General features: G+C 61.6%; 15 protein-coding genes and 1 pseudogene. 7 read left to right on the forward strand and 9 right to left on the reverse strand.

The genetic code is table 11. From position 1 onward, the window contains the following. Positions 1-13: 13 nt before the first annotated feature. Together J2J99_RS29020 and J2J99_RS29025 are read right to left on the reverse strand one after the other, a co-directional pair. Positions 14-1981, reverse strand: coding sequence for a DUF4384 domain-containing protein (locus J2J99_RS29020; protein ID WP_168301985.1), 1968 nt, complete (start codon positions 1979-1981; stop codon positions 14-16). Positions 1982-2181: 200 nt separating this feature from the next. Continuing rightward, positions 2182-2559 carry a hypothetical protein gene (locus J2J99_RS29025; RefSeq protein WP_168301984.1) on the reverse strand — a complete coding sequence of 126 codons (378 nt, stop codon included), beginning with the start codon at positions 2557-2559 and terminating at the stop codon, positions 2182-2184. 522 nt (positions 2560-3081) lie between these two features. Here J2J99_RS29025 and J2J99_RS29030 point away from each other — a divergent pair. From J2J99_RS29030 to J2J99_RS29040, 3 genes are read left to right on the forward strand one after another with little or no spacing between them, the layout of a single operon-like run. Continuing rightward, positions 3082-5022 carry a DUF3604 domain-containing protein gene (locus J2J99_RS29030; RefSeq protein WP_168301983.1) on the forward strand — a complete coding sequence of 647 codons (1941 nt, stop codon included), beginning with the start codon at positions 3082-3084 and terminating at the stop codon, positions 5020-5022. Between the two features lie 16 nt (positions 5023-5038). Then, complete coding sequence (locus J2J99_RS29035) at positions 5039-5887, forward strand: peptidyl-prolyl cis-trans isomerase (protein ID WP_168301982.1); 849 nt, start codon at positions 5039-5041, stop codon at positions 5885-5887. Between the two features lie 35 nt (positions 5888-5922). Beyond that, positions 5923-6879: a HupE/UreJ family protein gene (locus J2J99_RS29040; RefSeq protein ID WP_205919262.1), complete on the forward strand. Its 957-nt coding sequence runs from the start codon at positions 5923-5925 to the stop codon at positions 6877-6879. Positions 6880-6961: 82 nt separating this feature from the next. On the opposite strand, the pseudogene J2J99_RS34255 reads toward J2J99_RS29040, so the two are convergent. Further along, a pseudogene (locus J2J99_RS34255) lies at positions 6962-7358 on the reverse strand (hypothetical protein); the annotation flags it as partial. A gap of 41 nt (positions 7359-7399) precedes the next feature. Continuing rightward, positions 7400-7990: a hypothetical protein gene (locus J2J99_RS29045; protein WP_168301980.1), complete on the reverse strand. Its 591-nt coding sequence runs from the start codon at positions 7988-7990 to the stop codon at positions 7400-7402. Between the two features lie 248 nt (positions 7991-8238). Between J2J99_RS29045 and J2J99_RS29050 the strand changes: the two genes are divergently transcribed. Continuing rightward, positions 8239-9843, forward strand: a complete 1605-nt coding sequence (locus tag J2J99_RS29050; protein WP_168301979.1) for an NHL repeat-containing protein — start codon at positions 8239-8241, stop codon at positions 9841-9843. Positions 9844-10132: 289 nt separating this feature from the next. Here the strand turns inward: J2J99_RS29050 and J2J99_RS34260 are convergent, their stop codons facing one another. Further along, positions 10133-10810 (reverse strand): tail fiber domain-containing protein, encoded by a 678-nt coding sequence (locus J2J99_RS34260; RefSeq protein ID WP_246638772.1) that lies wholly within the window; start codon positions 10808-10810, stop codon positions 10133-10135. Positions 10811-10834: 24 nt separating this feature from the next. Beyond that, the gene (locus tag J2J99_RS29060; protein WP_168301978.1) at positions 10835-13420 is read right to left on the reverse strand and encodes a caspase family protein; all 2586 of its coding nucleotides are present in this window, start codon (positions 13418-13420) and stop codon (positions 10835-10837) included. 474 nt (positions 13421-13894) lie between these two features. Between J2J99_RS29060 and J2J99_RS29065 the strand changes: the two genes are divergently transcribed. After that, positions 13895-15673 (forward strand): adenylate/guanylate cyclase domain-containing protein, encoded by a 1779-nt coding sequence (locus tag J2J99_RS29065; RefSeq protein ID WP_168301977.1) that lies wholly within the window; start codon positions 13895-13897, stop codon positions 15671-15673. A gap of 275 nt (positions 15674-15948) precedes the next feature. Here J2J99_RS29065 and J2J99_RS29070 read toward each other — a convergent pair whose 3' ends face one another. Further along, positions 15949-17226 carry an L-fuconate dehydratase gene (locus J2J99_RS29070; RefSeq protein WP_168301976.1) on the reverse strand — a complete coding sequence of 426 codons (1278 nt, stop codon included), beginning with the start codon at positions 17224-17226 and terminating at the stop codon, positions 15949-15951. Positions 17227-17397: 171 nt separating this feature from the next. Beyond that, positions 17398-18132 carry an SDR family oxidoreductase gene (locus J2J99_RS29075; RefSeq protein WP_168301975.1) on the reverse strand — a complete coding sequence of 245 codons (735 nt, stop codon included), beginning with the start codon at positions 18130-18132 and terminating at the stop codon, positions 17398-17400. 301 nt (positions 18133-18433) lie between these two features. Here J2J99_RS29075 and J2J99_RS29080 point away from each other — a divergent pair, with 301 nt between their 5' ends. Together J2J99_RS29080 and J2J99_RS29085 are read left to right on the forward strand one after the other, a co-directional pair. Then, the gene (locus tag J2J99_RS29080; protein WP_168301974.1) at positions 18434-19219 is read left to right on the forward strand and encodes an IclR family transcriptional regulator; all 786 of its coding nucleotides are present in this window, start codon (positions 18434-18436) and stop codon (positions 19217-19219) included. A 72-nt stretch (positions 19220-19291) separates the two neighbouring features. Next, positions 19292-20128, forward strand: coding sequence for an amidohydrolase family protein (locus tag J2J99_RS29085; RefSeq protein ID WP_168301973.1), 837 nt, complete (start codon positions 19292-19294; stop codon positions 20126-20128). A gap of 131 nt (positions 20129-20259) precedes the next feature. Here the strand turns inward: J2J99_RS29085 and J2J99_RS29090 are convergent, their stop codons facing one another. Next, positions 20260-20655 carry a VOC family protein gene (locus J2J99_RS29090; protein ID WP_168301972.1) on the reverse strand — a complete coding sequence of 132 codons (396 nt, stop codon included), beginning with the start codon at positions 20653-20655 and terminating at the stop codon, positions 20260-20262. Positions 20656-20698: the final 43 nt, after the last annotated feature.

Below are 20698 nucleotides of genomic sequence, written 5' to 3' on the forward strand. Positions count from 1 at the left end.
CCCCTCGCTCTCTCTATTCGCGGCGCCATTCGACGCGGCGGTTCAGCGCGTCGATATCGTCTTCGGTGAGGTTGGCGGTGGCGGTTACGTCAACCGGTTCGGAGGCGCCGCGGCCTTCGGCGTCGATGGTGGCGTCGATGCCGTTCTTCTTCAGGAAATCGGCAACGGCCTGGGCGCGGCGCTCGGAGAGCTTCTTATTGTAATCGTCGCCGCCCTTGCGATCGGTATGGCCGATGAGGATGATGCGGCCGGGCTTCTGCTCCTTCAGCGCTTCCAGCAACTCCTGGGCGGCTTCGGTGCCAATCGAGGTGAAGGTCGACTTGTCGAAATCGAAGGTGATCGGCACCGGGATGGAGACCGGCACGATGCCGCGCACATTTTCCGAATAGATGCCGCCGAGCACGCCGCTGCGGTGATCCTTCTCGGCCGGCACGAAACTGCCCTGCGGGTTGTCGCTGGTGGGATTGGCGGCAAGGATGCGGGCCTGGGCGGCGCGCTGGATGAGATCGGAGATCGTATCGGCCGGCGGCGCCTTCGGCGTGCGGGTCTCGTTCTTGATGATCTCGATCGCCTGCTGGTAATCGGCGGCGGCATCGGCGAAGCGGCGGGCGGAGAAATAGATCTCGCCGAGCGTGGCGGAGGCCTGCCAGAGCACCTGCGGACTGTCGGCGGCGACGAGCAGCGGTTCATACTCGGCGACCGGCTTGTCGGCCGCCATCATCTCCTGGGCGGCGGCGAGCCTCAGGGCTGCGACGCGGCGCTGGGCGTTGATCTGGAACTGTCCGCATTCGGCGCTGACGGCAATCGCATCGGCCTCGGAGGCGGCAGCGGTGATATCCTTGGCGGCAACGGCCGTGTTCAGCTTGTCGAGCAGGGCGTTGCAGGCCGGGGTATCGGCATTGGCAACCTCGATCTGCTCGCCGGCCTGGCCAGGTTCGGCCGACCGGCCGAAGCTCATCGGCGGCATCTTGATGCTGAAGCCGCCGGGAAGCTTGAATTGCGGCATCTTGATCTGCGGCATCGGCAGTTTCGGCATCTTGGTTTGGGCAGACTGGGACGGCTGCTTATACGGCGCCGGCTGCTGATACTGGCTTGGTTGTTTATATTGGCTGGGGCGGGTGGAGGCGGTGGTGTCGGCGGGACCGATCAGCTGCAGCTCATCAGCGGCCAGTTCCTGGCCGGGCGCCAGATTGGTGACGATCTTGTATTTTTTCGGCGGCTGCGTGGTCGCCTGCTCGACGGGCTTGGGCGCCGGCTTCGGCTTTTCGATTGCCTCAGGCTTTTTGGCGACCTCGGGTTTGACGACCGGTTTCGGCTTCGGGGCGGCCGGTGGTTTCGGCGCAACCGGCGGCTTTGCCGCCTGCTCGACCGTCGCGGGTTTTGCGGCGGGAACGGCGGCGACGGGCGGAACGGCGGAAGGCGGCAGGGCGGCCGTGCTGTCGACGGTCGTCAGCGTCAGCGTTTTGCTGCTGATCTTGGTGCCGAGGCTGCGGGCTTCTTCGAGGCTGCGGGAGACGGCCTCCATGCCGCCGTCGATCGAGCGGAACATGCCGCTGCCGCTGCCGCCGAGATCGGCGAAGATGGTCAGCGGCTTGGAGGAATAGAAGACCTTGATCTGCTCCTGCCCGACCGGGCCTGAAACCTGCAGCCTGGCGCCGCTGGCCGGATCCGGCACCTGCACGCGCTTGCCGGCGGCAACGAGGGCATCGGTCTGGTACTTGTTCGGGAAGAGCTTGGTGACGGAGCCGTTCGGCGAGACGTTCAGCACCGTGACATAGGCGTTCTCACTCGACTGGATGAAGAGGCCGACGACTTCGCCGACGGCGTATCTCGCCTCGGCGCGATCGAAGGTAATGCTGACAGGCCCGCTCTGAGCCGGCGCTTCCGTCAGCGTACGTTCGTTCTGCGCCCCGACCTCGGGGATCAGCGAGAAAAGCGAAAGACATGTGGCTGCGGCCAGGATGGCTTTGCGGCTGAGCATCGGAACCTCCCCTTCGAAACAATCTCACACTGTGCTGAAGATGAGAATAGCACCGACCGGCGAAATTGGGATGGCTTTGGCTGTCTTGCTTGAGGGAGGGTTACAAATTATTTGGAGCCGGAAAGATTGAGACGCGGCAAGACTCCCGGCCAAAAATATCCGGCGTCCGTTTATAGTCGGATGGGACTAAAGCAAGGCGGTTAGTTCTTCGGCTTCTGGCCGGCGGATTTCAGAATCGAGATCAGGTCGCTCATTCCCTCCGGCGAGGAATTGTAGAGCCAGAGAATATCCGGATTGTCCGATGTGAATTCCTTGCCGGATCCCGAGCCCATGTCGCGGCCGGGCGAGGTCGTCTCCGGCAGCTTGCCCTGGCCCGGCGTCAGCCCCTCGGCGCGTTCATGGTCGGCGATAACAGCAACGGCGGCGGCAAAGGCCTTTTCATCGTGCTGGCGCAGCGCGGCAAGCGCGGGGTTTCGCGCCGCCAGCCCATCCTCGACCGGCCCGGCATAGCCGATGCAGGGCATTTCAAGCGAAAGCAGCAGGCCGATCGACAAGCTTATGAGCCGGGATTTCTTCATCGTCGTCACATCCGTTGTCAATTTGCGACGTGCTCGATTCCGGACGAAGCCGCTGTGCCTTTGCGCGCGTGCTTTGTCGCGGACAGCACGACAATAGGCAGAGGCCGAAAAGAAGGCAACGGCGACTGGCGCCAATCGATTGGGAGGGGTGAAATCGGCTTGGGATCTGTCCCTGGCAGATTGCACTTTCAGCCGTAGCAGGCTTTGGCCGGCGCAATTTACGAACAAGCACACTGGGCCGAGGCACCCTTTCCAGGATAGTATTTTCTCGGGGATGAGGTGTTGCGGTCAGATAAATTATCTAATCAAAATTGTCATCTAGCTTATCTCGCCGGTTCTTAACAATATATCCGGTGAGTGATGTCGTGATTTCGGTAGTAAGCGACTGAATGGCGCCGTTGCGCTGGCAATATGTCGGCATTTCAGGCGCTTTGATTTGTATCAAAGACATGCGTTGAATCGCTGAAGTACATGTAATTATGGAAATGTTTGGCTTCTACATAATTCCAAGGGGAGGAAAATATGAAGAAATCCCGTTTCATGGCCATCGTCGCGGCTTCGCTTGCAGGTTCGCTCATTCCTTCGGCAGGGCATTCGGCGGAGAGCGATGTTGGCACACTCACGCCGGAAAAGGCCGACAAGGCGTTCGCTGGCAAGCCGCTCTATTCGCCATACGCCGGGCGCAACTTTCCCACCCGGCCGCTGTTTGGTGACACGCACCTGCACACGGGAGCTTCGTTCGACGCCGGCGCGTTTGGCGCGCGTTTGACGCCGCGGGACGCCTATCGTTTCGCAAGGGGAGAGGAGATCACGGCGTCGAGTGGCCAGCCGGCAAAGCTGTCGCGTCCGCTCGACTTCCTGGTGGTCGCCGACCACTCGGACAATATGGGGATGTTCACGGACCTCTTCGCCGGCAAGCCGGAAGTGATCGCCGATCCGCAGGCCAAGACCTGGTACGATGAGATCAAGTCCGGGCAAGGCGGTAAGGCGGCGCTGGAAATTATCTTCGCTTTTGGCAAGGGAACGCTGCCGTCCTCGATGATCTATGGGCCGGACACGCGACCCTACAAGAACGCCTGGCAGGACACGATCAAGGCGGCGGAGGAATATAACGATCCCGGTCGATTCACGGCGTTTATCGGCTACGAGTGGACATCGAATACGGCAGGCAACAACCTGCACCGCAACGTCATTTTCCGCGACGATGCCGACAAGGCCGAACAGGTGGTGCCCTACACGACACTAAAGCCGCTCGGCAGCGACAATCCCCGTGACCTGTGGAAGTGGATGCAGGCCTACGAGGACAAGACCGGGGGCAACGTGCTCGCCATCGCACATAATGGCAACCTGTCCAACGGCCGCATGTTCCCGATGATCGAATCGTTCACCAACAAGCCGGTGGACAAGGAATATGTCGAGCAGCGCGCAAGGTGGGAGCGTCTCTATGAGACGACCCAGACCAAGGGAACCGGGGAAGCGCATCCCGCGCTGTCTCCGAATGACGAGTTCGCCGACTTCGAAATCTGGGATTTCGGCAATCTCGACGCGAGCGAGAAAAAGACGCCGGACATGCTCGAGTTCGAATACACCCGCTCCGCGCTTCGCAATGGGCTGAAGCTGGAAGCCCAACTCGGCACGAACCCGTACAAGTTCGGCCTCATCGGCAGTTCAGATGCCCATACCGGTCTGGCTGCCATGGAAGAGGAAAACTTCTTCGGCAAGACGACGCCGCAGGAGCCGAGCCCCGAGCGCTTGACCGCCACCTTCGTGAAGGACGACAAGACCGGCATCACGGTGATGGACTGGGAGGTTGGCGCTTCAGGTTATGCTGCCGTGTGGGCGACTGAAAATACGCGCGAATCCATTTGGGACGCGATGCAGCGCAAAGAGACCTATGGCACGACGGGGTCGCGCATGATGGTGCGCTTCTTCGGCAGCTGGGATTTCGTGGCGGGCGACGCCAAGACCCGCAATCCCGGCGCGATCGGTTACGAAAAGGGCGTGCCGATGGGTGGCGACCTGACCAAGGCGCCGGACGGCAAGGTGCCGACCTTCCTTGTGGCTGCTCTGAAAGATCCGATCGGGGCCAATCTCGACCGATACCAGATCGTCAAGGGGTGGCTGGACGACAAGGGCGAGACCCACGAGCACGTTTACGATGTCGTCTGGGGCGGCGACCGCAAGCCCGGCACTGACGGAAAGCTGCCCTCCGTCGGCAGCACGGTCGACATCGAGAACGCCACGTGGACCAACACGATCGGTGCCCCCGAACTGATTGCCGTGTGGACGGATCCGGACTTCGATCCGAAGCTGAAAGCCTTCTACTATGGGCGTGTTATCGAGATCCCGACGCCGCGGTGGACCGCTTACGACGCCAAGCGGTTTGGCAACAAGCCGCTGGAGGGCACGTCGATGACCGTGACCGAACGCGCCTATACCTCGCCGATCTGGTATACGCCTTGATACGACGAGAAAGCCGATGCTGAAGCGCTTTCTCAAAGAACCCCTCGTCCATTTTCTGGCGCTCGCGCTTGCGATCTTCGCCGGCTACGCCCTGGCCGGCACCGGCGAAAAGCGAGAGATCATCATCGTGACGGCGCCCAAGATCGAGCAGATGGCGACATTATTCACGAAGACCTGGCAGCGTCCCCCGAGCGTGGATGAGCTCAAGGGGTTGATCGACGATCATGTGAAGGAGGAAGTCCTCGTCCGTCAGGCACTTGCCCTCGGGCTCGACGAGGACGATGCCGTGGTCAGGCGGCGCCTTCGCCAGAAGATGGAGTTTCTGGACACGGCGGACGCCGAGGCGCTAGAGCCGACTGACGCGGAACTTGCGACCTATCTCGTCAGTAACGCCGACGCGTTCAAGATCGAGGGCATGCTGGCCTTCGAACAGGTGTTCCTCAACCCGCAGCGGCGCGGCGACCGGGCTGAGCAGGATGCCGGTTCCATCCTCCAGGCTCTGCTGTCCGATCCGGATGCGGACCGCTCGCTGCTCGGCGATGCCACGCTGCTGCCGCCCCAGCTTGCGCTTTCCGACAGCGTTTCGATCACGCAGACTTTCGGGACCGATTTCGCCAAGGCGCTCGACCGGGCGCCGCTCGGCCAATGGATCGGGCCGGTGGTGTCCAGTTTCGGGCTGCACCTCGTCCGCGTGACGGAGCGTGTGCCCGACCGCACGCCGTCGCTCGGCGAAGTGCGTGGCGCCGTGGCGCGAGAGTGGAGGAATGCGAGACGCAAGGAGCTCGAAGACCAGCGATTTGCGGAGCTTCTCAAGGGTTACACGGTGATCATCGACAGCCTTGCCGGCAAGGGAGCCGACCGGTGAAACAGATCGGCCGCATACTCGTCTTGCTTCTGCCCATGCTGCTGGCTGCGGCAGCACACGCGCACGAGATCCGCCCGGCCTATCTCGACATGCGCGAAACTGCCTCCGACACGTTCGCCGTCGTCTGGAAGGTGCCGGCGCAAGGCGAGATGCGCCTCGGGCTTCATGTGCGACTGCCGGCCGCCTGCGTGGAAAAATCCGAGCCGGTTCGGTCGATCGAGCAGGGCGCCTATTTCGAGCGATGGAACGTGGCCTGCACGAAAGGGTTGAAAGGCGGCGAAATCATCGTCGACGGTCTCACGTCGACGATGACCGAAGCGCTGATGCGCATCCAGTATGGCACAGGCGACACCGAACTCACGCGCCTCCTGCCCGATCGACCGCGCTTCGTGGTCGCCGGCACGCAGACAAGCATCGAAGTGGCGCGAACTTACTTTCTATTCGGCGTTAACCACATCCTCTCTGGCCTTGATCATCTCCTCTTCGTGCTTGCGCTTATCCTGCTCATCCGGGATCGCTGGATGCTGTTCAAGACCATCACGGCGTTTACGATCGCCCACAGCATGACACTGGCGGGAGCATCGCTTGGCTATTTCAGCCTGCCTCAGAGTCCAGTGGAAGCCACGATTGCGCTTAGCATTGCGTTCGTCGCGAGCGAACTGGCGAGAGCGGAGCCGGGCGAGAGGCGGCTCTCCGAGAGCTATCCCTGGCTCGTGGCCTTCGCGTTCGGACTGCTGCACGGCTTCGGCTTCGCCGGTGCGCTGAAGGAAACCGGCCTGCCGCAATCGGACGTGCCGTTAAGCCTCTTGACATTCAACCTGGGCGTTGAAGCGGGACAGCTCTTATTCGTTGCGGCGACGCTGATCGTGGCCAGGGTTGGAGCGGCAATCGTTGCCGTGCCGCCGACCGCAGCCCGCCGGCTTGGAGCTTACGTGATCGGAACGGCCTCAATGTTGTGGCTCGTTCCCAGAATCATCGGTCTCGGGGCCTGAGAGATGTTGTCTCGGACGACATCATGGTTGATCAAAAGCGAGATTCAGATTCTAGGCCGACCCGGTCTAAAATCATCCTGTTCTAGAAATGTATCACCAGCCCCAGCATTGGCCCCTGCCGGACAATGTCGAAGACGAAACCGTCGTTGCTATAATCCACGCCGAGAGCACGGTACCCGGCAACGGCCGAGACCTTGCCGGCGAACCGGTAGCCATCGCTGCGGCAACGTCCCAATCGAGGTCAGCCCCGCCGGCGCCGACAGTCCCCAGCCAGCCAACCTCTGTTCTGGAGCGCCCATCGAGAATGCCGCCGCGGAAGGAAAGTTCACTTTCGACGGACCAGACACGCAGGCCACGGCGATATCCAGCCGTGCGGAGCTATCTTCGAGAACGGCATAACCGGCGCCCAAGAGCGCTGCGAAAGTCTCGGTCGAGAGTTCGACATCAGTTGCCAGTAACCCTCTCGGCGTGCCGGCTTCTGGCCGAACTCCAAATCTGGGAAAGATGTTCGCAATAGCGGTCAGAGGATTTTCATTTGCTGCAGGCCGAGGCGAAGATGGCGCAGCATCTCGCCGAAGATTTCCTCGATCTTGCCGGTCGACCAGACGACCATGGTGCCATAGGGTGAGCGCTTGCGCTGCATGAAGCCCGCCGTCTCGAAATCGATCAGCGTCTTGCGGCAGGTCTCGCTCGACATGACGGCGACCAGGAAACGGGCGAGATTGGATTGGTCGATGGCGCCCGCCTTTTCCGCCCAGTTCTGGATCAGCCGCGGCTTGGTGTCGGCGGTGAACATCGAGGCGAGCGCCCGCTCCTGCGAAAGGCCGAGGCGCTGCAGCTTGGCCGGATCGCGGGTGAGCGACACGACATAGTCATTGTGCAGATCGGCGAAGCGCTCTATATCGTCAGCCGTGTTGATGCCGAAGACCTTCATCGAATAGAGAAACTCGGCCATCAGATAGGTCGGCTCGGAGCGCAACTGCGCCAGATGCTTCTCCTCCTTGCTGGCGGAGGCGGCGCAGACGCGATCGGAGAAGTCGATCCTTGCCGCGCGTACCTGCTCCAGCAGGCTGACGTCGAGCGCCAGTTCGTCACCGTTCCAGTCCAGCATCGGCTTCCCCGCCAGTAAAACTTCAAGACGATGAAGTTGTACTATCGCCGAGGCCGATCTCCAAACAGTTTGGAAGGCAACGCCTTGCTGACGAGCCGCTTCTATCCTAACATTTTAAGCACTTGGGGCATGATGCCGAAAGTTGTGAACGGTTTTTCCGACGACATCATTCTCTCGCTCTCTAATTGTGAACAGGCTTCAGACTGGGGCCCCATGGCCAAAATGATCCTGTTTCGGGGTTCACGGCAATGCGCAGTTTCAGCTCGCATATTCTGATGGCCGCGGCGATCGCAATCGCCTGGCCTGTCCTCGCAAAAGACACTCTCATGATCGAACTTCCGAGCGGCGACGGCGCCCGCTCGGTCGGCATCATCTCCGCCAATGAGGAGGTCGAGGCATCCGGACCGGCGGCGATCACCGTCGGCGACGACGGCACCGTCTACATCCTCGACCAGAATAACGGCCGCGTGCTCGCCGTTGACGGCGAACGCTCGCAGGCCGATCCGGAGATCCTGCCGCTGCCCGAAAATGCGGCGCCGGAGGATCTCGCCGTCGTTCATAACGAACTCTACCTCTGGTCTGACGGCATCGTGCCGCTCGAGCGTTCCCCTGGCGCCGATGGCCGCTCCCAGACCCTGCGCGCCATCGACGGCGGCGATGGCGACGACTACACCCGCTCGGTCTTCGCCTCGATGGGCTCGGTGCCGCCCGGCCCGCTGAACAGCATCATCGACGAGATCGGCCGCAGCACCAGCCGGCCGCAAACCCGCCCGCCGGTTGTTCAATACGTGCCGAGCCGCGGCCTCGGCGATATCGTTGCAGAAGTTTCGGCGGCAAACGACAGGGCGGAGATCCTGCTGCGGCGCGCGAGCTCGGAGGAGAATTTCCTCTCGCTTCAGCTCACCGGGGAAAACCGGATCGGCACAGTCGAACTGCTCGACATCGACACGACAGGCAGACCCTATGCCTTGGTCGAACTTGTGCCCGCCGACCGGCCGGAGCGGACGGGCATGCTGGTGGTGCGCTTCACCCCGAACGGTGTGCTGGAGCGCGTCTACGACCTGCCGATCGAACCAGGCACGGTCTTCTCGCGGCGCTTCGTGGCGATCGGCCCGCGCGGCGACGTGCTTTTTCTTCGCTCCCAGGAGAGCCGGGCGCAGGTGCTGAAGCTCGAGGGGCGCGAGCCCGGCCGCAAGCTCGCTGTCATCAGGCCGGCAAAGCCGTCAATTGCGGCCAAACCGGGAAAGGGGCCGAAGGTCGCGATCCTGCCGAAATCGCGCGGCGCCGTGATCGAGCGGGCGATCGGCTTCGAGACGCTGAACTGGCTGGTGACGCCGGCGGCCTATGGCAAGGATCCGGGGCCCGGTTGCGACAACATGAACCGCCTGCGCCGACCGATCTACCTGTTCGGAAAACGCGGCCAGACGGTGAAGGGCGTGCCCTATTGCTGGGGCTGCAAGACGCCGCTCGAGGACTTCACCAGTGGTGTCGTCGACGGCCAGACGGCCGGCAACGTCTGCACCAAGAGCGCGCCGCAATCAAACATCCTCGGCGTCGACTGCTCCGGCTTCGTCAGCGAAGCCTGGGGTCTGAAGATGCATGTCTCGACGCGGGCGATCCCCAGCATCACCAGGCGGCTCGAAGATCCCTGGTCGCTGCAGCCGGGCGACGCGCTGAACCGGCCGGGTTCGCATGTGATGCTGTTCATGCGCTTCACCGACGACCGCAAAGTCGAGGTGATGGAGGCGACGCCCAATGCCTGCAAGGGCCGCGTCTGCCGCAACACCTATTCGCTCGGAATCCTGCTGCTGCGCGGCTACCAGCCGGTGCGCTTCAAGGGGTTGGACGGATAGGTAGCCTCACGCAGCCGGCCTTGATGCCAGCTGCCGCTTCACCGTTTCCAGAAGCCCATTGATGGCGACGCTTGCAGTAGTCCCGATAGGCCGGATGCTTGATGAAGTGGCTTGGGGTGTCGCATGTGTGGGGTTGAAAAACCTCGGCCCGAGAGCGTTGCCCGCTCGGACATAGACGAGGCTACAGATATAGAGCGCTCAAACATCGGTCATCTTGCCGCTGGCCCTACATGAGAACCAAGGAGTTCCTGTGAAAGGGATCTTATGGACCAGTCGACCGTCTTCTCGATCATACCGCTGACAAAACGAAACCTTCTGAAGTTTCGAGTTGTGTCCGTGAGCGGCGGCTTGCAGCGTTAACAGAGAGTGCCACGGCTACTGCGCCAGCCCCTGACGTAGCCAGCGAAAAACCTTCTTCTACAGAAACCATATCGATGTCGAGATCCGCATAATTAACCATGTAATACCCGGACGCGGTCCGTATGACTGCATCAGGCCGGATCAAAAGCAGGTCCTGAGCCATAGTCCCGATATAAAGCGGGCCGCCCCAGACATAGCGGAATGCGTAAACTGGTATTCCGGAGGGCGAGGCGCCGATGCGACGAATTTGCGTCTTCAAGCGGCGATCCGAACTGTCCCACCCCCCACTAGGGCCGCCGCTGTCGGAACTGCCAGAGTCAGAGCCGCCGCCCATGCCGCCGCCAGAGCTGGAACTGGAGCTGGAGCCGGAGCTGGAATTCCCACCGGCACCGTTGTCGGAGCGGGCAAAAGCCGGTTCATCGCTCTTGGTGGCCACTCGTCGGACAGCGGGCGTGGGTTTCCTCGCAGGCGTGGCATTCCTGGCCGGTTCTTCGCTGGCGAACAGTGTTCGTGCGCCCGGGTCGAAGATGCAGCTCTGCAAGATTGCACCGGAGCCGGCGATGAATGTCGAGCACATGAGTACGCGGATGATAAGTTTGCTGGTCATGTAGGGCGCTCCCGGATCGCCGTTTCAGAAGAGATCATACCTTGGATTTCGCTTTACCCATGTCGCCCTGGCGAGTTCGACGAGCCTCGCGTCGAGCGACTTGGTTTTTGGCAGGGCCGTTCGTTCCTGAACAGTCAACTCGGCGCTGAAGGCTTCTTCCGCCTCCTTCTTCGCTGCACTTGGCAGTAACTTGAGTTCGGCCAGCGCCTGGTTCTTCGTGTCACCTATCCGTGGCTTGTTAACGGCGGCTGCGAGCGCGAAATAACGCGCCGCAATTGCTTTGCTCTCTGGGTCTTCGACGTCGTCCTTTGCCAGTCTGGCGCGGTCGAGCGCTCCCCAGTAGTCACCTCGTTCTGCTCCCATCTCCAGCCACTTCACCGCGGCCACCTTGTCGGCGGGAACACCGATGCCGTCCCTGTACATACGTCCGAGGTTGGTGGGGGCAAAGGGTTGGCCGCCTTCTGCTGCTTTGGTGAAAAGCTCCAGCGCCTTGCCGAGATCCTGAGGCACGGCCTTTCCCGACCGGTACACCAGCGCGAGATTATTCATCGAATAGATATCGTTCCGTGCGAGGCCGGCTTCATAGAAACGAATGCCGCGCTGCGGATCGGCCGGAACATTCACTCCATTAAGGAAGATGTAGCCAAGCTCGTTCATCGCAAAAGTATGTCCGAGGTCCGCCGATTGCAGCATGAGCTTCAGGCCCTGCTGAGTATCGGCCTTGATGCCCCGTCCATAAAAGAGGCTTTTGCCGTAAGTGTATAAAGCGTAGGGGTCGTTCTTCTTGGCCCCCGCTTGAACGATTTCATTCGCTTTCGCGGGATTGGCCGGCACCGACGCGCCGATAATATACAGGCTGGAAAGCTGGTCGATCGCCCTGACATGCCCGGCATCCATCGCCTTCTTGATCGTCGCGAAGGCCGTCTTCGTCTCGCGGTTGGCGAGCTGGGCGCGGCCGAGCTGATAGACGAAGCGGGCAACCTCGGGATAGGCCTTCACCGCTTCCGTGCAGGCTGGCACCGCGATGGCCGGATCGATCTCATTCGGCAGCTTGCCCGCGGTCACGCCCTGCAGGTCGAGCGGTGCGGCGGCTGCGCTGTCGCAGGCGTCAAGCGTCGGCTTGAAGGTGACGGTGGCGGGCTGCAGGTCGTCGTTGGCGGCCTGCAGCGTCAGGGCGAAGTGCTGGTTTTCGGTGCCGATCTGCGGCTCGTAGGAAAGCGCCGGGATATCGGCCGCTTCGAGCACGTGGCCGGGCCCGATCACCCGGTCGCCGGCGCGCAGCGTGCCCTTGTCGGGCAGGGCCGCTACCTTGAAGGTCATGTCCGCGGCCGATACCGATACCGGTACTTCAGGCAGGCGGGCATCGACGGGGCCGACGCCGATCGTCGTATCGACGTCGCGCGGCAGCGATTTCAGGTAGGCGCCGGCATCGGCAAGCCGCGCCTGCTTTTCCTGTTCGAGCTGGGCGAGCTTGGCGCCGGCATCGGCCGCGACGGTGATGGCGACGACGCCCTGCGTCGCCTGGCCATAGGGATCGCTGACTGTATAGCCGATCAGGCCGACCGTTCCGGCGGCAACGCCCGTTGAATCGTAGCTCAGCGCCGTCAGCGCCGCGGCCGGCATCTTGGCGCCCTGCTCCACCGGCTTGCCGTCGAAACTGAGCTTGCCGGTCTGGGGAAGCTGGTTGAGCGTGACGAGCAGCGCCGCGCCGGTTTCGTCATGCGGCGGGGCGATCGGCAGCTTGGTCGCGGCCGCCCCCTCCGGCACGCTCACCTGCTGCATCGGCTCGACGCTCGGCGGCGGCGGCGCCGGGATGAAATAGAAGCTGTCCATCAACGAGGAATTTTCCCAGGGGACCTGCTTGCCATTGGTCATGGCGATCACGTCGCGGCGCACATCGGTCAGGACCTGGCGGATTTCCTTGTTCGGCTCGCTGGCGCGCTTGATGAAGGATTCGGAATAGGGGCTGAGCGCCCCCTGGCCATCGAGCGCCACCTGGCCCGGCTCCGTCGAGAAGGCGATCAGGCTGCCGAGATCGCTGTCGATGCGCGCCAGACCGCGCGTCGCGCCGACCGGTTCCAGCTTTTCCGCCATCCAGAATTTCTGCGCATTGAACGGGTTGTTGCGGCAGGCATCGAGAAAGATCAGCTGCACGCGCGAATTCTGCTTGAGATGGTTGAGGATAAGGTCGAGCGGCATGGTCTGCGTCTCGACGTCATAGGGCGTCTCCAGCGTCGCATCGACCGGAACGAGGAAATTCTGCCCGCCCACCTGGATGCCGTGGCCCGAGTAATAAATGAGGCCGGCCTCGGCATTGTTGGTCGAACGCAGGAAGCGGCGTACGGTATCTTCGAGCCCGATGCGGTCGACGTTGACGCCGATCGTCACGTCGAAACCGGCCGAACGCAGCGTGTTGGCGACCTCTTCGACATCATTGGCGGGATTTGGAAGCGAGGGCAGCGTCTTGTAGACCGAATTGCCGATGACGAGCGCAACGCGGCGTCCGCTCTCCTCGGTCATGACGGCATGAGCCGTGCCGATCGACAGCAGTATTGCCGCGACGATCAGCAGATAGGTGTATAGAGTCCTGACGGCGTGAAACTTGGGCATGGCTGGATCGCAAACATTCTATTGTTTAACTGCAATAAAATTTGCTGGCCTGCTGGTGCTGGGCCCCCTCCGCATTCACAACTCAAAAATATTCCTGGATAGCATAAAAAGCAAGCTTCGGCGGCCTCCAAGTGAATTGGAGCAGTCCCGTCCGTTTGGAGGCAGTGCCCGGCATGAAAGACTAGAGAACTCAAGAAAATAAATATGCGGATGGCAACAGATACGTCAGTGCTGGTGACGTTTTCTTGTTTTCCTTGTTGGTCGGCCTGGGTCATTCTGTCGGCGACAGCCTGCGAAGGTTTGCGTGCTGGGCTTCAGGATTTTGTTTCCGCAAGTCCTTGTTGCAAAACCGCTGCCAGTTTTGCGAGACATGCTTTGACAAAAGCATGCTGAACACTTTCAATCCGTGACCGACCATTCGTGTGATGGTCGTGTCGAGTGAGTCTGAAAACATGGTCGAGGCTGGAGGGGCCGTTGCAGAGAAGGCTTGCAGCTATTCTGATCGCGGATGTCGTCGGCTATTCTCGATTGGTCGAGGCGGACGAGAACGCGACACTTGCGGCTCTCGGCAGTTTGATGTCGTCGTCGCTGCGTCCGGTCATCGCCGCTCATGCAGGGCGTGTCGTCAAACTCATGGGCGATGGCCTGGTCGCGGAGTTTGGCTCGGTGGTCGAGGCCGTTTCTTGTGCAATCGCATTCCAGAATTCCGTGGCCAGCCAGCAGCAGTTCGTCGATCCGACGCGCAAGATCATCTTTCGCATCGGAATCAATCTCGGCGACGTCGTGGTTGATGGCGACGACATCCTGGGGGACGGAGTTAATGTGGCGGCGCGACTGGAGCAGTTGTGCCCACCGGGAGATGTTCTGATCTCCGGTGCAGCCTACGAACATCTTGCGGGGAAGATCGACGCAACGATCGAGTACGCCGGAGAGCAGCGTCTGAAGAACATCGCGCGCCCGATCAAGGCGTACCATCTTCCGTTGAGCGGATCGAAGTTTGCTGTCTCCAACGTTTCGAAATTCGCGGGACCAACTATCGCCGTGCTTCCATTTGAAAATATGAGCGGCGACCCAGAGCAGACCTATTTCAGCGATGGAATCACCGAGGACATAATCATCGAGCTCGCAAGGTTCACCGAGCTCATGGTCATCGCAAGAACTTCGTCCTTCGCATTAGGCGGTCGCTCCGCTGACCTGCGCGAGATTGGTCACATTCTCGGCGCCGATTATGTGGTCGAGGGGAGCGTCAGACGAGCAGGCAATCGGATCCGGATCACCGTGCAGCTTGTTGAAACGAAAGGCGGCACGCATCGCTGGGCCGAACGTTACGACGCTGAGATTGAGGATATCTTCGCCACCCAGGAAGAGATAGCGCGTAGCATCGTCGCCACGGTCGCGCAACGTGTCATCGACGACAACGAGATCACCTCTCGAAGACGCCGCCCGGAAGATGTGCGAGCCTACGATCTCTTCCTGCAGGGCAACCGCCTCTCTGACGACTTCCGGCCGGGAGCACAGGAGCGCGCCGAGGCGCTGTTCGAAAGGGCTGCCAAGGCGGATCCGACTTTCGCACGCGCCCACACGGGTCTCGCCTATATCTATCTCAACCGCGCCTCGGAGGGGGGCCTTGGCATCCCCAGGGAGCATGACGATAACCGGATCAAGGCGCTTCGATCGGCCGAAACGGCATTCGCGCTGGATCCAAGCGATCCTCGCGTGCAGTGCACCTTGGGTTACATTTGTTTGACCTGGCGCGACTTCAAAAGGGCGGAGCATCATCTCGATCTCGCAAAGTCGATGAATCCGAACGATGCCACCATTCTAATCTTGTGGGCGTGGATGCAGGGCGCGCTGGGGCGTCCGGTCAAAGGCTTGGCCGGGGCCGAGGTCGCCTACCGGCTGAACCCGCTACATCCCCGTTGGTACAACTACTACAAATCCCGTCTTCTGTTCCTTGCGGAACGATACGGCGAGGCGGCGACCCTTCTGGAACAGCGAACGTTCGACACACCCGATAAAGAGCCGCGCGACATGGGATGGCGCGCAGCCTCATACGGTCACCTCGGTCGGATCGATGATGCCGAACGATGCGGAAATATTTTCATTGATGCAATCAGGAAAAGGTGGTGCGGAGCGTCGACGGCAGGTTCCGCCGACTACGTGAACTGGCTCGTCGACGTCTCGTATCTATCTAGCGAGCAAGATGTGTTGCGGCTGCGCGAGGGATTGAGGCGGGCGGGTCTGCCGGCGTGAACGCTCGCGGAAACGGGCGCGTTGACGACAAGCCACTATGCCGGCATGCGATGCGCGATGTCGACGCTCTCATGGGCCGCGCATGCAACTTGAGTCACCGACGGGGTTGTCGCCGGGAACGGCTGCAGGCTTCCGGGCGACCGGTATGAAAGCGCCATGCGTCCGCTCGATGCGCTGGAGCAATTCCGGTTTTCCTCGAATTGCGGAATTGCTTTGTCTATTTGTTTTCACGCAATGCCGACGCAAAACCGCTGCACGCTTTTGCAGCTATTGCTCTAGCCTCGGAACCTATAATTACCGATCGAAGCCGGTTTCATCTCGATGGAGAAGCCCGGCAGCGCGGGCGGCATATAGGCGGCGTTCTCGATCCGGCAGGGGTCGAGGAAGTGTTCGTGCAGATGATCGACATATTCGATGACGCGGCCCTCCTTGCTGCCGGAGACCGCGACGTAATCGATCATCGACAGGTGCTGCACATATTCGCAGAGCCCGACGCCGCCGGCATGCGGCCAGACCGGCAGGCCGAACTTGGCGGCGATCAGCAAAACAGAAAGGACCTCGTTCAGCCCGCCCATGCGGCAGGAATCGATCTGGACGATATCGATCGCGCCTTCGGCGATGAACTGCTTGAACATGATGCGGTTCTGGCACATCTCGCCGGTCGCGACCTTCACTGGCGCGATTGCCTGGCGGATCTTGCGATGGCCGGCGACGTCATCGGGGCTGGTGGGCTCCTCGATGAAGAAAGGCTTGGCAAAGGCGAGCGCCTTGACCCAGTCGATCGCCTGGCCGACGTCCCAGACCTGGTTGGCGTCGATCATCAGGTAGCGGTCGGGGCCGATCACCTCGCGGGCGATCCTGAGGCGGCGGATATCGTCTTCCAGATCGCGGCCGACCTTCATCTTGATATGGTTGAAGCCGGCGTCGATCGCCTCCTGGCAAAGGCGGCGCAGTTTCTCGTCCTCATAACCGAGCCATCCGGCCGAGGTCGTATAGCAGGAATAACCCTCTTTTTCGAGGGTGGCGATGCGTTCCGCCTTGCCCGCCTCCGCCCGCTTCAGGATCTCGATCGCTTCATCGCGCGTCAGCACGTCGGTGAGATAGCGGTAGTCGACGATATCGGCGATCTCTTCCGGCGACATCTCGGCAACGAGCCGCCAGACCGGTTTGCCGGCCTGCTTGGCCAGCAGATCCCAGACGGCATTGACGACGGCGCCGGTCGCCAGGTGAATGGCACCCTTTTCCGGGCCGATCCAGCGCAGCTGGCTGTCGCTGGTCAGATGCCGCCAGAATTTGCCGGGATGGGCAAGCACCTCGGAAAGCTCGGCGCCGACGACGAGGTGGCGCATTGCCTCGATCGCCATGCAGCAAATGTCGTTGCCGCGGCCGATGGTGAAGGTCAGGCCATGGCCGGCAAGATCAGGCGTATCCGTATCGAGAATGACATAAGCGGCCGAATAGTCCGGGTCGGGATTCATCGCATCGGACCCGTCCAGGCTTTGTGAGGTGGGAAAGCGGAGATCGAAGACGCGAAGGTCGGTGATGCGGGTCATGTTGTTCCTCCCGATTGCGATGGCGGGATCGGCCGGCAGCGTGCCGGCGTCCTCATCGGCGAACGTGCGTTGCGATTTTTCAGATTCGCTCCTCGCGCTTTCAGTCTTTGTTTTACGCATGTCGTCATCGCAAAACCGCTGCACGGTTTTGCGATGACGACATGCGCTCGGTCAGATCGTCCAGCCGCCGTCGATGGCGATCGCCTGGCCCGAAGTATAGGTCGCGCCGGCGAGATAGACGGCGAGATCGGCAATCTCTTCCGGCGAACCGAGCCGGCCCATCGGCTGGCGGGCGATGAAGGCGGCGCGGGCCGCATCGTAATCGCCGCCGGCGCGCATGCGGTCCTGCAGCGACGGGCTTTCCACCGTGCCCGGGCAGATGGCGTTGCAGCGAATGCCGTCGGCGACATAATCGGCGGCGACGGATTTGGTGAGCCCGATCACCGCCGCCTTGGTAACGCCGTAGGCGAAGCGGTTCGGGACGCCCTTGATGCTGGAGGCGACCGAGGCCATGTTGATGATCGCCCCATCCTTGCGCTCGAGCATGCCGGGCAGAACGGCGCGGATAGTGCGGATCATTGCCTTGACATTGAGATCGAAGGCGAATTCGAGATCGGCATCCTTCATCTCGAGGATCGAGCCGGCATGGACGAAGCCGGCGCAGTTGAACAGCACGTCGACGGCGCCGATCTCGGCGACGAGGGCCCTGACCGCATCCTCTTCGAGCACGTTCAGCTTGTGGGTCGAAACGCCGATTTCCGCAGCCAGCGTCGCCAGCGCCTCGGTGTTGATGTCGGTGGCGTGGACCTTGGCGCCGACCGCGGCAAAGGCTGCCGCCGTCGCCCGGCCGATGCCCTGGCCGGCGGCGGTAATGAGAACGGTCTTGCCGGAAAGTCTGTTTGTCATGTCACGGGCCTTTTCTGGAATTGTCTACGCGGGACTGTACATGCGGTCATATCTTGGCGAAGGCCGGGCTGAGATGGAATAGGTCCCCAGCTGGCCCCTGTCGTTTTCCCTCTTTGCGAGTTGCTGCCCGCCTGAGGCAGGGCACCATGCGGGCCGCCCGTCGTTTCCGTCGATCAGCTGTCTTCAGCAATAATTCGTCTGTTTATAGACAAACAGACGAATGGCCAAGGGTCAAGCGTGAAGTTTTGCCTTTCCGGTCGCGTTCTGCGTATATGCAGAATAATATTTACAGGAGGATGGAATGGAGCCCGACGAGTCAGACCGCTACCGCGCTCCCGCCCTCGACAAGGGCCTCGACATCCTGGAACTGCTTGCCGGCGTCGACAGCGGTCTTACCCAGGCGGAGATCGCCAAGCGGCTCGACCGCAGCCCCAACGAATTCTATCGCATGCTCGACCGGCTGGTGCGTCGCGGTTACGTCACCCGGCTGGACGGCGATCGCTATTCGCTGACGCTCAAGCTTTTCGGGCTTGCGCAGTTGCATGCGCCGGTGCGCCGGCTTGTCTCCTACGCCACACCGCTGATGCGCGATCTCGCCCAGCGCGCGCGTCAGGCAAATCACCTTGCCGTCTTCGATCGCGGCGCCGCCGTTGTCATCGCCCAGCAGGAGGCGCCGGATTATTGGGGATTCTCGATCCGGATCGGCGCCCATATCAGCCTGTTCGACACCGGTTCGGGGCATGTGCTGCTCGCCTTCCGCAGCGACGAGGAGCGGGAGATGATGATATCGGAACATGTGCGTAACCGCGCCGATATCGAACTCGGCGCCGAATTCTACGATCGCCTCGATCATATCCGCGAGCGCGGCTATGAGATGATGGCGAGCGCGCAGACCTCAGGAGTCTACAATCTGTCGGCGCCGGTTCTCGGGCCGGATCGGCGCTGCATTGCCGCGCTGACCTGTCCGTTCATCGCGCTCGTCAATGCGCCGTCCGCGCCCGATATCGCGCAGACGATCATGCTGGTGCAGAAGACCGCCGCCGAGCTCTCGCAGCTTGCCGGCGCCGACGTTGCCATCCCGGCCTGAGCTCCGGAATTTCTATTTGAACAATCCATTCACCAGAGATAGGTTGCCGCAGGCCAGCCTTGGAGGAAACCCGTGCTCATTGACACCCATCTGCATGTCATCGATCGGTCGGCGCTGCCCTATCCCTGGCTTTCCGGCACGCCTGCCCTTAACCAGGATTTTCTCTACGAGACCTATGCAGCCGAAGCGCGCCGCTGCGGCATCACCACGGCGCTGCATATGGAAGTCGATGTCGATCCGGCCGCCATGCAGGCCGAGACCGACCACATTGCCGATATCGCCCGAAAGCCCGGCAGCCTGATTGCCGGCGCCATCGTCTCCTGCCGGCCGGAGGATGAAGGCTTTGCCGCTTATCTCGAGCGGCAGAAGGCCGATCCCTTCGTCAAGGGATTTCGCCGTGTGCTGCATGTCGTGGCCGACGACGTCTCGGAGGGGGCGCTGTTTCGCGAAAACATCAGGCGCATCGGCGGCAGCGGCTTGACCTTCGACCTCTGCACATTGCCGCATCAGGCCGGACGCGTCGCTGCCCTCGTCGATCTTGCGCCGGATGTGCAGTTCGTGCTCGACCATTGCGGCGTGCCCGATATTCGTTCGGACGCCTTTCAGCCGTGGAAAGCCGGCATATTGGAGATCGCCAGGCGGCCGAACGTCATCTGCAAGGTTTCGGGCGTCGTCGCCTATGCCGATGCCGAGACGTGGACGGCGCAGACGCTGCGGCCCTATATCGAACATGTCATTGCAAGTTTCGGCTGGGACCGGGTGGTCTGGGGCAGCGACTGGCCCGTCTGCACGCTCGGCGGCGGCCTTTCCACCTGGGTCGCGGCGACCCATGCCGCGCTCTCCGGCAACAGCGGGGCGGAGCGTTCGAAGCTGCTCTTCGCCAATGCCCAACGGCTCTGGTCACTCTGACGCGCCTTCTGGGGCCGGTTCCGGCTGAGGGCGAAAAGACACTCTAAGCGGTTGAGGACAGCCATGGTGACGGCGCAACGGAAGAGGTCAGGCCAGTTTGCAACAATCAGTTCTTCGCGGCTTTGAAGACTCTAAACTTTGCAATCCAGCATCCACTGAACCCCGTACCTATCCGTGAGCTTGCCATAGTAGCTCCCCCACGGCTGAATCGCGAGGGGTGTCGTCACCTTGCCGCCGGCCGCCAGCTTCGCAAACAGGTCGTCAGTCCGACCACGATCGTCCATGATTAGAATATGCGCCGAGCCTCTCATCGGCTCGGCGTCGGGATTGTCCGAGGCGAAGAACAGAATTCCTGGTCCCTCGAAACGGGCATGCATCACCTTACCCTTCATCCCCTCGCTGGCGAGTGGAATGCCGTGATCTCCGTGGCGCATCAACATGGTTACCCGACCAAGGCCGCATTCCGTATAGAAGGTGAGCGCCGCATCACACTGCGTGGTGAAGAAGAGATAGTTGGCCAGTTGCATCGCTTAAATTCCCAATGCCGGGCCTGCTGGCCCGGCTTTTCTG

Origin of the sequence: Rhizobium binae (genome assembly GCF_017357225.1) — a bacterium.
Classification (GTDB): domain Bacteria; phylum Pseudomonadota; class Alphaproteobacteria; order Rhizobiales; family Rhizobiaceae; genus Rhizobium; species Rhizobium binae.